The 14,266-nt window shown below is 46.3% G+C and carries 11 protein-coding genes; 4 read left to right on the top strand and 7 right to left on the bottom strand.

The features are described 5' to 3' along the window. Positions 1-49: 49 nt before the first annotated feature. The 4 genes from mgrA to NSQ57_RS18355 form a co-directional block, all read right to left on the bottom strand. Positions 50-1,048 (bottom strand): L-glyceraldehyde 3-phosphate reductase, encoded by a 999-nt coding sequence (gene mgrA, locus NSQ57_RS18340; protein ID WP_039272878.1) that lies wholly within the window; start codon positions 1,046-1,048, stop codon positions 50-52. Between the two features lie 84 nt (positions 1,049-1,132). Continuing rightward, the gene (locus tag NSQ57_RS18345; RefSeq protein ID WP_340886205.1) at positions 1,133-1,873 is read right to left on the bottom strand and encodes an NAD-dependent protein deacylase; all 741 of its coding nucleotides are present in this window, start codon (positions 1,871-1,873) and stop codon (positions 1,133-1,135) included. Next, positions 1,870-2,640: an HAD family hydrolase gene (locus NSQ57_RS18350; RefSeq protein WP_342425135.1), complete on the bottom strand. Its 771-nt coding sequence runs from the start codon at positions 2,638-2,640 to the stop codon at positions 1,870-1,872. Before NSQ57_RS18350 ends, NSQ57_RS18345 begins: the two co-directional genes overlap by 4 nt. A 14-nt stretch (positions 2,641-2,654) precedes the next feature. Next, positions 2,655-3,461, bottom strand: a complete 807-nt coding sequence (locus NSQ57_RS18355; protein ID WP_342425136.1) for an alpha/beta fold hydrolase — start codon at positions 3,459-3,461, stop codon at positions 2,655-2,657. A gap of 313 nt (positions 3,462-3,774) precedes the next feature. Between NSQ57_RS18355 and NSQ57_RS18360 the strand changes: the two genes are divergently transcribed. The 3 genes from NSQ57_RS18360 (at position 3,775) to ilvD (ending at position 7,267) form a co-directional block, all read left to right on the top strand. Next, a complete protein-coding gene (locus NSQ57_RS18360; protein ID WP_069012476.1) occupies positions 3,775-4,809 on the top strand; it encodes an acyltransferase family protein in 1,035 nt (344 codons plus the stop codon). A gap of 176 nt (positions 4,810-4,985) precedes the next feature. After that, entirely contained in the window at positions 4,986-5,234 is a 249-nt protein-coding gene (locus NSQ57_RS18365) for a general stress protein (protein WP_023989894.1), read from the top strand. Positions 5,235-5,578: 344 nt separating this feature from the next. Then, positions 5,579-7,267, top strand: coding sequence for a dihydroxy-acid dehydratase (gene ilvD, locus NSQ57_RS18370; RefSeq protein WP_039272868.1), 1,689 nt, complete (start codon positions 5,579-5,581; stop codon positions 7,265-7,267). A gap of 99 nt (positions 7,268-7,366) precedes the next feature. On the opposite strand, the gene NSQ57_RS18375 is transcribed toward ilvD, so the two are convergent. After that, positions 7,367-8,752 (bottom strand): polysaccharide deacetylase family protein, encoded by a 1,386-nt coding sequence (locus NSQ57_RS18375; protein WP_069012475.1) that lies wholly within the window; start codon positions 8,750-8,752, stop codon positions 7,367-7,369. A 179-nt stretch (positions 8,753-8,931) separates the two neighbouring features. Between NSQ57_RS18375 and NSQ57_RS18380 the strand changes: the two genes are divergently transcribed. Further along, the gene (locus NSQ57_RS18380; protein WP_209949778.1) at positions 8,932-10,086 is read left to right on the top strand and encodes an AI-2E family transporter; all 1,155 of its coding nucleotides are present in this window, start codon (positions 8,932-8,934) and stop codon (positions 10,084-10,086) included. Here NSQ57_RS18380 and NSQ57_RS18385 read toward each other — a convergent pair. Next, on the bottom strand, positions 10,074-11,849 hold the full coding sequence (locus tag NSQ57_RS18385; protein WP_342425137.1) for a penicillin-binding protein 2: 1,776 nt from the start codon (positions 11,847-11,849) through the stop codon (positions 10,074-10,076). The genes NSQ57_RS18380 and NSQ57_RS18385 overlap by 13 nt on opposite strands. Positions 11,850-11,975: 126 nt before the next feature. Then, positions 11,976-14,222, bottom strand: coding sequence for a methyl-accepting chemotaxis protein (locus NSQ57_RS18390; protein WP_342425138.1), 2,247 nt, complete (start codon positions 14,220-14,222; stop codon positions 11,976-11,978). Positions 14,223-14,266: the final 44 nt, after the last annotated feature.

The raw sequence follows: 14,266 nt of genomic DNA on the forward strand, positions 1-14,266 counted from the left end.
GCCGATGACTACAAATTAACTTTCGCCATTAGGCTGTGCCGCCGTCCTGTCAGTTCCCGGCATTCAGAATCGAATCAATCCGATCCAGTTCCTCCTGAGAAAAGTCCAGATTGGATAAAGTAGCAACATTTTCTTCAATTTGGCTTACACGGCTTGCCCCAATCAAGACAGAGGTCAGACGTTCGCCGCGCAGAGCCCAGGCCAGCGAGAATTGAGCCAAACTTTGTCCGCGTGCAGCAGCCATCTGATTCAGGGCGCGTACCTTGCGAAGTGTCTCTGGCGTCACATGGTTCTCATTCAGGAAAACCGATGTACTCGCTGCACGTGAATCCTCAGGAATTCCGTTCAAATATTTATTGGTCAGCAATCCCTGCGCCAGCGGGCAAAAGGCAATGCTGCCTACCCCGTTTTCGTCCAGTACATCTTGTAATCCATTTTCAATCCAGCGGTCAAGCAAGGAGTATTTCGGCTGATGAATCAGAAGCGGTGTTCCCAGTTCCTTCAGAATGCGAGCTGCTTCCGCTGTTTGCTCCGCACTATAATTGGACACACCCACATACAGCGCTTTGCCAGAACGTACGATATGATCCAGTGCTCCCATCGTTTCTTCCAGCGGCGTATCAGGATCAAATCGGTGAGAGTAGAATATATCGACATAGTCCAGCCCCATCCGCTTCAGGCTCTGATCCAGACTAGATATCATATACTTGCGAGATCCCCAGTCTCCATAAGGCCCTGCCCACATATTGTAGCCCGCTTTGGTGGAGATGACCAACTCATCCCGGTACGGTTTCATATCACTGGCTAAAACTTGTCCAAAAAATTCCTCAGCTGATCCCGCAGGAGGGCCATAGTTATTAGCTAAATCAAAATGCGTAATTCCCAGATCAAAGGAGCGGGTAATCATGCTACGGCCATTCTCCGCGTTGTTAATCCCGCCAAAATTGTGCCACAAGCCCAACGAAATAGCGGGCAGTTTTAGACCTGATCTCCCTGTACGGTTATATTTCATACTTTCATAACGATCTTCGCCAGCTAAATAAACCATGCTATCCCAGCCTCTCTCGAAACATTGTAATGTCCATCACAACATCATCATAGCGCTTTTATCCAGGCGTTGACAAGAAAACGATTACAAACCTAATTGATGAGCAAGTTTTTCCATAACTTTACCGATTGGATCAGTGATTAAAAGATCCGCCTTATGATCATACGAGGTCGGATCTGTATTCAACAGCACCGTATGTTTACCACGAAAATAAGTAATCAAGCCCGCAGCGGGATGTACTGTCAGCGACGTTCCTCCAATTAACAGCAGATCAGCCTGCGAAATAGCCTGAACGGATTGAATAATGGTATCCTGATTCAGCTCCTCCTCATATAAAACGACATCCGGTTTGATAATTCCTCCATCTATCGGACATTTGGGTACAACCTCAGAGCTGTTCATCACTTCATCTAGACTGTAAAAGCGTCCACATTCCATACAGTGGTTGCGATGCACCGAGCCATGAAGTTCTAGTACATTCACACTACCTGCAGCCTGATGTAAACCGTCAATATTTTGGGTCACAACCGCTTTTAGACGGCCTTGTTTTTCCAATGACGCGAGGAAATGATGACAACCGTTCGGCTCCGCATCGGGATGCAGCATTTTGCTGCGATAGAAGTCGAAGAACACCTCAGGATGCTTCACAAAAAATGAACGGCTCAGCATAACCTCAGGGGAATAAGGCAATTTCTCCTCACTTTGATACAGGCCTGCTGCCGAACGAAAATCCGGAATACCGCTTTCCGTAGATGTGCCTGCTCCGCCGAAAAAAACAACATTCTGCGATTGCTGTATCCATTCCGCCAACGTATTAACATTCATACCCTACGCACCTCCAGTTCTTCATATCCACGAACAACCTTATCCGCATCCAGTAAATGACCAGAACGTTCTGCTTCTGGCGCAAATCCAATAGCGAGCCGCACTCCGGCACGCTTGCCCATCTGCATATCCCCATTGCTGTCTCCGATGACTACCACGTCCGCCGGCGACAGTCCTAGTAACGCGCAGGCTTTTTCAGCCATTTCCGGGTCAGGCTTACCGTATGTAACCCTATCATGTCCGATAATCTCGTCAAAATAAGATGTCAGCCCCATCCACTCCAAATGCTCCTGTGCAGCCTCGGTACTGTCAGAGGTCACAACTGCCAGCTTCAGCCCGGCATGGCGGCTTTGCTCCAGCAATGTCCGCAATCCTGGAAACACCTTCGCTGCCCGATGTCGCCGAATATCAGCCATCGCCGTTTTATTAAAGTCGCGGACAAGCCGCACAGCCTCATTCCACGGTACACCAGCAGTATAAAGCTGCCAAGCCAGTACCCCTGTACTTTCGTCCACCGTCCCCATGGCCAGCGGGCCAGAAGGATCGTAACCGATCACACGCCCCTCCTGATCGTGAACAGTACCTAGAACGGTACCTTTTTCCACCGTAAAACCGGCACCCGCCACGGCAAGATGCTGCTCCATCATATCCAGTATAGAACGAGCCCAGGGGCCCCACAACTGAATAAAATCCAGCAGCGTGCCATCTTTATCGAATAAGATGCCACGGCATGGGTATCGCTTCCCCTGCACGATCAGCTCAGACATGCATTACACCTCCTTTACGGGTTCTTAGAAGCTGAATCCACACTCTCTTTCATCCAATCCTGTAAAGCCGTTACCGTCTGGTTCCATTGCTCGACGGCGCTAATTTTCGCAGGATTATCCCCTTTCTGGGCACCGTAACTGCCAAATTGGGCATGGTTCCCCCCTTCGACTGTAAAATACAGCGTGTTGGCAGGTAAATAAGTTCTACCACTTTGGACATTTTCCATCTGGACGACTCCATCATCACTTCCCAGTAGAGAAATAACAGGCAGATTTTTATCCTTTAAATTTCCTTTGTTATCCGGGTAGGAGGCAAGGAAAAATACACCTTTGACCTGATCAGGATGCGCAGCTGCATATCGGGCCGCCATCACTCCACCTAACGAATGACCTCCAATAACAAACGCTTCTTTCGGATATGCCTTTAGCACTTCATTCGCTAGATCCGGGGAGATCAATGCAAGGTTGAGTGGCATTTTTGCAATAATCACATGATGACCCTTTTCCGCCAGACGGCGTGCCAAAGGCGCATAGCTTTCGGGCTTCACCAACGCCCCTGGATACAAAATGACTCCAGCTCCGCTTCTTTTTACAGGCTCAAAACCAACCCAATGTTCTTGTTCATTTACTTTCACAGCATCCGCTACTTCGGCTAATGCAGCCGCCGCCGTCTCGTCAGGCTGATAAGGCGTAAATACCTTCCATGCTCCCCACCCTGCTATCAGTGCAATAATAATCAGGATGCCTAAGAGAACTTTCCATATTCTCCGAGGACCACGTGTCCCATATGAATTGTATGATCTTCTTGTTCTTCTTCTCATTGTAAAAGTTCCTTTCGCCTTTCGTACCTCGTAATTCGTAATTTGAATATAAAATGTGCCGCTGTATTCTCAGCGTAACTATAGCCTTGTTAGGGTAACATCGTTGCACACACAGGGTCAAATCAGCATACATTTCCAAGTATTAGCCCGTCTTTGTCCGGTGTTCAAGCTTTCGCCACACAATAAGGTTATGATAACGCTTACTATTGTGAATAAAATCACAATGATAAAGTCCAGAGTATCGTACCTTGTTCCTTGTAAAGAATTATTTTTTAAATAGTTTATTCGGCAGAAGCCGCTCGGAGGGAAACACATGACGACAAGCCATGATGTACAAGGGGAAAGCTTCTTTCTCAATTTGCGATTTCTGTTGATCATATGCGTATTTGCAGGAAATGCTCTGGAGCCTCTAGTCGGTTCATTTCATATTGCTCAACAATGGTTCAGCTGGATATTCATGTTTCATATGCCGTTGTTTGTACTCGTTACAGGCTACTTTGCCCAAACATCTTTGACCGGATCTGCAGGCCGAAAAGTTCTGCTTCAGATTGGTATGCAATATCTTATTTTTCAATCGCTCTATTCGATCTTGGATGTTGCACTCTTCCACGTTCCCCATATCCATCATTCGTTCTTTGCTCCTTATTTGCTACTCTGGTTCCTTGCCAGCCATATCTGTTGGAGACTGCTAATGCTGTCTTTTCAGAAAATACCACCTGTCCTCCAATTGGGTATATCCGTGCTGCTCGGTATCCTCGTCGGGTATCTCCCTGTGGATGGTATATGGCTGAGCGTATGCAGAACCTTTGTTTATTTGCCTTACTTTGTAGCAGGTTATCATTTGAATTATGCGGACGTTCGGCGGTTCTTCACAGCTCCTGTCCGCATAATCGCTGGCTTTATATCTCTTCTGCTTATGGTACTGGCGGGAACGTCGTATTTCGACATCCCGGCAGGCTGGCTGTATGGCAATATGACTTACGGTGAATTGGGCCATACCGAATGGTACGCAGGAATTTACCGCATCGGCATTTATGGAGTTCAATGGATAGCATCCATGGCGTTCCTAAGCTTTGTTCCAGCTGTCACAGGACGTATAACCGAGATGGGAAGACGGACACTATATGTCTTTTTACTGCATGGCTTGATCGTCCGTACCGTCGTTGCGAAGGGAGTCTACGAATATATAGATACTCCAGTGGAAGTCATGTTGATTGTGGTGTGTGCTGCTGGTCTGTGCTGTATGTTGACCATGCCTTGGGTTCGAACTGCAACACGACCTCTGATTGAGCCACAGGTAGAGTGGATGCTAAGGCCAGCTCCTTATCCCTTTAGACGGTCCGCGTAATTTTTTTATCCATTTTTTATTTAACATTGAACACGCCACAACCCACTTACAGACCAACATGTGAGCAAGTCTACCCCCTCTTTACTCCACTTGGAGCCTGTTTCATACAGGCGTGACGTGGTAAGTAAAGGATGCGCGCAACAAAAAACAACTTTTTTATTAAGGAGTGATTTGTAATGGCACGTAATCAAAATCAGGGGAAAATGAGTCGCGAAGAGGCAGGTCGTATGGGTGGAGAAGCTACTTCCAAGAAGCACAATAAGGAATTTTATCAGGAGATTGGTAAAAAAGGCGGGGAAGCAACTGCAAACTCTCACGATAAAGAATTTTATCAGGAAATCGGCAAAAAGGGCGGCGATGCTACAGCTGAGTCGCACGACAAAAATTTCTACAGAGACATCGGTCGTAAAGGTGGCAGAAATTAAGGTGTAATGTCCTCTTCCGCTCTCCTTTAACATATAAACAAGCTGAGCCCATCTGCTTTATTGCGGTATGGGCTCTTTCATATTTTCCCTGATACACAAACCTATCAGTATAGATATTTCTAATAGATTCAAATTAAAACCTCTTCTAAATGCAATATATAGACAAATAAAACTGCTCATGTCTATATATTGTTGATTACAGAACACTTCTTGTATTTTTTCAATATCTTCATATATGTAGAAAAAAGCTCACATTTATGATAGACTCTTTAGAAAACATCTGCGCTATCACGGCGTCCATTGAACGCCATACTATTTTTATACTTTGGGGGGAAACCAGCATCATGACAGCTAAGACGAAAATGCGTTCCGATATGATTAAAAAAGGCTTTGATCGCGCTCCTCACCGCAGCTTGCTGCGCGCAGCGGGTGTCAAGGAAGAAGATTTTGACAAACCGTTTATTGCGGTATGTAACTCGTATATTGATATCGTACCGGGCCACGTCCATTTACAGGAGTTTGGCAAAATTGTCAAGCAAGCCATTCGTGACGCAGGCGGTGTACCTTTTGAGTTTAACACCATCGGTGTAGACGACGGCATTGCCATGGGCCACATCGGTATGCGTTATTCTCTGCCCAGTCGCGAAATTATAGCTGACTCTCTGGAAACTGTCGTGTCCGCTCACTGGTTTGACGGCATGGTTTGTATTCCTAACTGTGATAAAATTACCCCTGGCATGATGATGGGCGCATTGCGCGTTAACATTCCAACTATTTTCGTCAGCGGCGGTCCTATGAAAGCTGGTAAAGACAAGAACGGACGCTCTATTTCCCTGACCTCCGTCTTCGAAGGCGTAGGTGCATATCAGGCTGGTAAAATCGACGATCAAAGCTTGCTTGAATTAGAACAATATGGCTGTCCGACATGTGGCTCCTGTTCAGGGATGTTCACAGCGAATTCCATGAACTGTCTCGCAGAAGCAATGGGTCTGGCTATGCCGGGTAACGGCACCATTCTCGCAGTAGCAGAAGAACGTAAAGAATTCGTTAAACAATCTGCACGCCAATTGATGGAATTGATTAAGCTGGATCTTAAACCACGTGATATCGTGACTAAAGAAGCTATTGATAATGCATTTGCATTGGATATGGCAATGGGCGGTTCCACAAATACAGTATTGCATACATTGGCACTTGCCCATGAAGCAGAAGTTGACTACCCTATCGAACGTATTAATGAAGTCGCAAACCGCGTACCTCATTTGTCCAAATTGGCACCTGCTTCCGACTATCATATTGAGGACGTTCATAATGCAGGCGGCGTAAGCGCAGTACTGAATGAATTGTTGAAGAAACCAGGCGCACTGCATGGAGACTGTATTACTGTAACCGGAAAAACCATTCGTGAAAACGTAGAGGGTCAGGAAATTCTGGATACTAACGTCATCCACAAACTGGACAACCCTTATTCCGAACGTGGCGGTCTGGCTGTATTATTCGGTAATCTGGCACCGCAAGGCTCCATCATTAAAGTCGGTGCAGTTGATCCTTCGGTTGGTGGTTATCACAAAGGTCCTGCTATCTGCTTTGATTCACAGGAAGATGCACTGGCAGGTATCGCCAACGGTAAAATTAATGAAGGACACGTGGTTGTTATCCGTTATGAAGGTCCAAAAGGCGGACCTGGTATGCCTGAAATGCTCGCTCCAACTTCACAAATCGTGGGTATGGGGCTTGGTGCTAAGGTTGGCCTGATTACAGACGGACGCTTCTCAGGTGCTTCCCGTGGTATCTCCATCGGTCATATTTCCCCCGAAGCTGCAGAAGGCGGACCTATCGCTTTTGTTGAGGACGGCGATATCATCGAGCTGGACTTGAACAATCGTAAGATTGAGCTCCAGATTACGGACGAAGAATTCGAACGTCGTCGCGCCAACTGGAAAGGCTTTGAGCCGAAGGTGAAAACGGGTTACCTGGCGCGTTATTCCAAGCTGGTGACGAACGCAAGTAACGGCGGAATTATGAAAATCTAAATGCTTCGCTAAGATAGGACTACTTTATGAACGGCTAAAAAGCCTCTCGATCCCTAACAAAGGATCGAGAGGCTTTTTTATTAGGTCATCAGGGTTAGCCTATTCAGTCAGCTCGCTGTTGAGTGCATGGACATCATCTCTCTGAGCTGTTTGCTCAAGAGCTTCGTTTGAGCGGTGTGAGTCTCCCTGATGAAAACGTTCAAACAAGGTATCCAGTGGCATCACAATTATTTTCGGTACCATTACATCTTTTTTTTCATTCAATTTCTCTAAGCCCGAAGGATGGATAACACGAAATAACAGCTTAAGATATACAGTGGACACATGCTTAAACAATCCTTTGGGAAGCTCTCGAACTTGAAATCCCAACTTCTCTGGTCCCCGATGAATCATACTTACTGCATAGATCGCCTTTACACCCTTCATTTCAGAATCATGTACAATGCGTTGGGTCAGATCAGGAAGTTGTTTTTTTACAATCCGAATTAATTGAATAGCTAGATGTACCATCGACTTTGCCGTCGAACCCAATTGGAACAACTTTTTATTATCAAAATGAAGTTCGATTACCGGGTCCCCTTTTTTTAGCCACCTGCTGTTCTCCATATTTACATTTGGCCCATGATAGATACGGCGACGATAATAAAAGATCGTATCCTCCTGACTTACGGGACGAAGACGAAACAAAACATGAAATAGACGCTCATACTGAAGCCATCCAAATACCAGCGTTCTTTTATACCAACCCGTACTGGACATCTCGGAGGCAGTAGGTTGATTGACAGACTGACGGCAAAACAATGTATCCACCCGCACGCTGCGTAATTGTCGTTCTTGGGCGACCCTCAGTAGCTTCTCCAGTGCGATTAGCATATTCTGTGGCGCTTCCGCGTCTGCCCCCAATGTCGTACCACAGTCATGGAGCAGCATCACCTCGCCACCCCTTAGCTTTTTAAGCATTCTCTCTGCCAATTGTTTAGCTCCAATGCTTGCCTTCCAGTCCCCGAACATGGAAGACCATAATACGATTCGACGACCATTGGTGTTGGAAATATCAAAGAAGTTCACTATCCCCCAAGGTGGGCGATAAAAGGTCGTTCCCTCGCCAGTTACTCGACGAATGACTGACTCTGTCTGGGCAATTTGTCTTCTAACAGTAACAGGCCGCATAAGCCAATTCGATTTGTGCACATAATTATGAATACCAATTAGATGACCTTCATCATGCATGCGTTTCAGAAGCTCAGGGTGTTTTTCTGCATTTATCCCAACAACAAAAAAAGTAGCTTTGGCATCAAAACACTTCAGTAAATCAAGCAGCTGCGATGTATACACTGGATCAGGGCCATCATCAAAGGTGAGCGCATATTCTTGTTCACTTTTGCCGCGCCTGAACACCCGGAAACCAAATATACGACTAACCAGCGCCGGAATAAAAGCATAAAAAGTTGAAATGTAAAACATCCATAACAGCAAAGTCTGCACGTTTTATCCCCACTTTTCTATTCTGAACTCCCCAAGCAGGCTTCCTGAGGAAAACTCACTTACTTATATGTTATCACAATGACGTAAACATGCCGAGATTTCGCTACTTCATATGGTCAGCATTGAGGTCCAATTTAGTGTACAATAAATAAAAATCTAAAAGGAGTCGTTGTATCCATATGCTTCCATTGTACAAAAAATATTGGCGTACCGTTTTTGATATCGGTTTGATCGTATTAACCGTGTATTTAATTATGTTCGTATCCAGCAAACTGTATCAACTTGCCGCACCTGTGTTCCTTTCGTTCGTCGTGTTCTGGTGCATTGAACCTGCTGCCCGTTATTTTCATCGAAAAGGAATGAAAAAAACTTTTGCCTCCGCACTCTCCGTATTGCTGTTTATTATCCTTTTACTTGCTATTTTTTTCGGATTGGGTCTGATTCTGGTTACGCAATTTACGAAAGTCGCGCAAAACCTCCCACAGTATACTCAGATTATCCAAGCGGAATTCACGCGGTATCTTCATCTTTCTCAAGATAAAATCGCTGCTTTACCTCCGGGTGTTACCGAACGTGTGAATGAATATTTTGCGACTGCCACCACCATTGCTACGAAATGGGCACAGCTAGGCTTATCCTTTTTCATACAGTTCCTCAGTTCTTTCACTGTTTTTATGGGCAACTTTGCCATTGCAATCATTTTAGCGTTCTTTTTAAGTATGGAAATTAATCTTTGGAAGAGCATTGCCCGTAGTAAAACACCCAAGACACTAAAAACTGCTTATCTTTTTCTGAAAAACCACGTACTTAAAGCTATCTCCGCTTTTCTCAAGGCTCAAGCTCTACTGGTAGGGATTACCTTTGTTCTCGTATTTATAGGTTTACTCATTTTGCAAGTGGATAATGCCCTCTCATTGGCGCTCGTGGCAGCTTTGTTTGATATCCTGCCCCTGTTGGGTGTACCTGTTATTTTTATTCCGTGGGCCGTGTATCTGTTCATCACAGGCAATACCGGCCTGGCAGTAGGCCTGCTTATTGTCATGGCTGTCACGGTTATCGTTCGTCAGCTGGCAGAGCCTAAAATCACTGGTAATTCCATCGGTGTTTCATCTGCCTATCTGATGCTTTCCTTTGCCATTATATCGTTGTCCATCTTTGGACTGGCCGGATTAATCCTATCCCCCATTCTGATCATTTTGCTCAAGGAATTGTGGCAGCAAGGCTATCTGCAGCAATGGATTCGGTTTCCGACAGAGGAATTTGACGAGCCTCCGTTTATCGTTAAAATACAGGAGGAGGATCGTGAAGCTACTCGTGGTACTCAGGAGGATTGAGCTAACAGATCCATCACTTGACCAAACAATGCTGTAGCTTGATTTGCAGAATGTGTTGAAGCATTTTGCACAAGGACGGCGACCGCATAACGAGGCCGCTCTATCGGACCATACCCTATAAACCACTGGTGATTGATGGGGTGACCGTTCTTCAAAGCTTGGGCCGTACCTGATTTGCCGGCCAGATTCCATGATTTATTACGCAACGAGGCACCAGTCCCCTGTGTCACAACCTTTTCCATTGCTTCACGAAGCGTGCGAGCCGTCGATGTATGAATCAAGCGGCTACCCTCAGGTGAAGGTGCAGCGTGAGTAGGTAGTTCCAGTAAGGTGCTACCATCTGCATAACTGATGCGTTTGACGACGCGTGGTGCATGTACTTGACCATCATGCAGCAAGGTGACGATGAGATTGGCAGCTTGGAGAGGCGTCACCAGCACATCACGTTGGCCGATAGCTGTCTGTACACGTACGCCCGGATCAGACGCGTTCGTATGGGGGCCGAATACGGCTCCCTTTTCTTCGTGATCCAGCGGTCTGAATTGAGGTAGTCCTGCAAGATTCCGCTCCTGCCAGCCCACAGTTCGGCCCAATCCCAGTGCAGAGGCTGTGGCCTGAATTTGCTCAGGATTAAGCCGTTCGCCGAGATGAGCGAACACACTATTACAGGATACGGCAAGCCCTTCCTCCAGGTTCAGGGTACCGTGTCCTTCTTTTTTCCAGCAAGCCAAACCGTACTTGCCATAAGTTCCATGACAATGGAATTGTTCCTGCGGTTGGACAACACCTGATTCAAGTGCAGCAGCAGCCGTAACCAACTTAAAAATGGAACCAGGCGTTATCGCCTTAAGTGCACGATTAGACCAGTCTGTTTTTTTCTGGGGATCAACATGACCGGGATTATAAAAAGGGCGAGACACCATCGCCAGTACATCCGCGTTGCCTGCATCGAGCACTACCACCGCCCCTTCTGCCAAATGACTAGATTCCGTCAGCTTTTCAATCTGTTCCTGTATAGGTAGATCAATTGTAGTCTGTACCTTTAATGGATAGTGACCATTGGATGGAGCACTGACACGCAGCGGTACATGAGCCAATGGACGACGCTGCGCATCTACAAATCGGGAGACGAACGTTTCACCGACGCCGCTCAGTAGCGGCTCCAGCGTTCTTTCCAGCCCGGCTGCCCCCATCGGCAGTTCACTCGCTCGGTCGGCACGTTCATACAAAAAGCCAAGCCATTGCCTGCCATTGGGCAAATCCCTGTAACGTTTCGCATAAGGTACAAGCTCAATAAGCGAAGGGGCTAACTTCAGCAGCTTGCCTGCTTCATGCGGATTGATTTGTACGGGCTCTCCGCGCCCATCTCGCCATATGAGCGGGGATTGCAGCCCTTTCCATCGTGTCAGTAGTTGCTTCTTATTCGTACGCAGTAGCTCGGCCAGTTCTTCGCCATGTAAAGCCGCTTTGCCATCTACATTGGGAAAAAGTACTGGCGTCCATACTACTCCGCCAGTCAAGGGTCGCCCATGCCGGTCCGTAAACTGTCCACGTCCAGAGTCGATAGAAATGCCCTCCTGTCGCTGACGTGCTGACATTTCCTTAAGCGAATGCCCCCCATAAACGGACATATGAATGCCCGCTGTCCCCTGAAGCCAAGCCAGTCGGAATAATAAAATCAGCAGTAGCGCCATCACCCCCAAGGCCATATATGCAATTCGACGTTTTCGTATGAAACTGCTACCACGCCTCGGCACACCCATCCTTCTTTCATCTTTTTTCCAGTAGTATGTCCTGTAGTTGAAAAAGAAAACCCACTCAACTTTTAACGTTGAATGGGTTAACCACGGAGATCAGTGACAATCCTGATTCCCATGGTTTAGTTATATCTACACCGTAAACCGCGAAAGCTGTTCCTTCAAGTTCACTGATACTCCTTCCAGTTTATCCGACAAACCTACCAGTTGATTACCAATATTGGCCTGTTCAGTGCTGAGTGAAGCGACTTCCTGTGAAGTGGCCGAGGATTGCTCAGCTACTGCACTTACATTGGTCATTGCCTCGGACAATGTGGTCTGTGATTCACTCAGATGATGAATGGAGGCGGTGACCGTTCCCAACCGAAGCGCGAACTCTCCCATTTGCTGCTGCACCGATTGGAAAATGTCCGTTGTTTCCTGCACGGCTCCCATTTGCTCCCGGAACAGCGGGTACACCTCAGATAATGCCTGTACCGTTTCATTCATCTCATTGACGATGTTATTAGTAATACCCGTAGCTGTGCGAATAGCTTGACGTGATTGTTCAGCCAACTGCCGAACCTCATTAGCTACCACCATAAAACCACGCCCAGCCGTCCCCGCTCGTGCTGCTTCAATCGTCGCATTCAGTGATAGAATATTCGTTTGTTTAGCAATATCCTGTAATACGTCCAGCACCTTAAAGACATCGGAAGTTGTCTTCTTCAGTTCATCTACTTTGCCTACCAGAGCATGCGTAGTTTCTTCCGTAACCTTAGTCTTGCTCAATAGAGTTTTCAGTTGAACTGTCCCTTGTTCACTGGATTGTTCAACTTCTTGTGCGACCAGACTCATTTCATGATTGGAAGCCATAACCGTATCCATTTGCTGAGATATATTCCCGGTTAGTCCGCTGCCACGTTCGGCCTCTGTTGCCAAACTGGCGGCGCCATGAGCAATTTCTTCCGTTGCTGCTGCTATTTCTTTGGCTGAAATGGCTGTCTTCTTCGAGGCATCGCCTAGTTCCGTCGCTGTTTTCAGAACCTCCTGAGCTGAGGCATTCGTCTGCTCTACCAGCAATGTAATTTGCTCCATCATGATATCAAAGCTTTCTGACAACTGCCCAATTTCATCCTCAGCCTTATAGTTCGTTCGAATTTGCAAGTTGCCTTTGGCGCCTTCGACCATTAAATCCTTCAGGTGTGTCAATGGACGAGCCACGAGACGCACGATCCATAGGCCAATGAACAATGCAATGAGTGCAGCCACTGCAGCAAATATCCAGGTCGTGGTTAGAATCCCCTTAGCGTCTCTCACCAGCTCAGATACAGGTACTACACCCACGAGAATCCATTTGGAAGTTCCCAGCGTATTATGAACCGTAAGCACATTTTGCTCTTTGCCATCTGCAACCTGCTCCATAATTTGATTTCCTTCAATTCCTTCAAGCTTGGAAACGTAATCCAGCTTTGTCTTTCCTCCTGCCAAGCTCTCATTGTTAGAACCTACAAACTCACCCTTGTCTGTCACAAGGCTAATCATACTGCCTGAGCCCAAATTAACACCTTTCAACTCGTCCTCCACCGCACTGGACTTTAAATCCATAACCAGAACGTAAGTCCCTCCCAATCCAGACATACTGTTCATGGAGCGTGCTAGGCGAAAGGTCTTGCTGCCATTGTCATTCACCTGCGTAGGTAACCAAACCATTCCCTTGTTTTTCAAAATATCCTTAAACCATGCTTCCTGCCGTACATCTTTTTGTGTTCCGGTGCCCATAGCAGCAAACTTGGTTTCTTCCGGGTACAAGTACAATGAATCAATCGCTTTATTCGTAAAAGCAATATTCGTTAACTTCTTGTTTACTTCGCCCATAGCAACAAAAGATGCAAAGGGATTTTTATCTTGCTTTACAGCCTTTTGCAACTGATCACTTAATTCAGTATCAAAAAATACCTGTGTCGATGTGTCTTGAAAGCGCTCTAGAATAATGTCAAGCTTTTCTGAAGTTTGCTGAACGGTTTGCTGATAAGCCGTAGCTGCATTTTGCTCAATCGTACTTTTAGCCTTGTAGTATGAGAGCATCCCCAAGCTGACCACAAATAACATAATTGCCGCAAAAAAGATCAGAAACAACTTCATTCCAACCGAACGTATCGGATTATAGTTTTTGACCAAATGCATGAAATCTTTACTGTACCTTTCTGGCTTAAGTAAACGCTTTAAATTGTGTGTACCCTTACGAATCGCCTTAGCTAACCAGGGGGCAACCTTCGAAGACACCGCAACCATTTGTTCTCCTTTATCCGTTGCTTTACTGCCTTTCAAACCCTGCATTTGATCCGTTTTCTTGGGTTGCCTTTTTACTGTATTCCCCTCTTTTTTCCGTAAACCCATTCCTCTCACCTACCACCATATAATTAGTTTCTAATTCCACGTCA

It is taken from the genome of Paenibacillus sp. FSL L8-0502 (genome assembly GCF_038593055.1).
Lineage (GTDB): Bacteria > Bacillota > Bacilli > Paenibacillales > Paenibacillaceae > Paenibacillus > Paenibacillus polymyxa_D.

Coding starts and splice junctions, on each gene's coding strand:
- NSQ57_RS18390 (WP_342425138.1), bottom strand. CDS start 14,222: ATGGGTTTACGGAAAAAAGAGGGGAATACAGTAAAAAGGCAACCCAAG.
- NSQ57_RS18385 (WP_342425137.1), bottom strand. CDS start 11,849: ATGGGTGTGCCGAGGCGTGGTAGCAGTTTCATACGAAAACGTCGAATT.
- NSQ57_RS18380 (WP_209949778.1), top strand. CDS start 8,932: ATGCTTCCATTGTACAAAAAATATTGGCGTACCGTTTTTGATATCGGT.
- NSQ57_RS18355 (WP_342425136.1), bottom strand. CDS start 3,461: ATGAGAAGAAGAACAAGAAGATCATACAATTCATATGGGACACGTGGT.
- NSQ57_RS18365 (WP_023989894.1), top strand. CDS start 4,986: ATGGCACGTAATCAAAATCAGGGGAAAATGAGTCGCGAAGAGGCAGGT.
- mgrA (WP_039272878.1), bottom strand. CDS start 1,048: ATGGTTTATTTAGCTGGCGAAGATCGTTATGAAAGTATGAAATATAAC.
- NSQ57_RS18350 (WP_342425135.1), bottom strand. CDS start 2,640: ATGTCTGAGCTGATCGTGCAGGGGAAGCGATACCCATGCCGTGGCATC.
- NSQ57_RS18345 (WP_340886205.1), bottom strand. CDS start 1,873: ATGAATGTTAATACGTTGGCGGAATGGATACAGCAATCGCAGAATGTT.
- ilvD (WP_039272868.1), top strand. CDS start 5,579: ATGACAGCTAAGACGAAAATGCGTTCCGATATGATTAAAAAAGGCTTT.
- NSQ57_RS18360 (WP_069012476.1), top strand. CDS start 3,775: ATGACGACAAGCCATGATGTACAAGGGGAAAGCTTCTTTCTCAATTTG.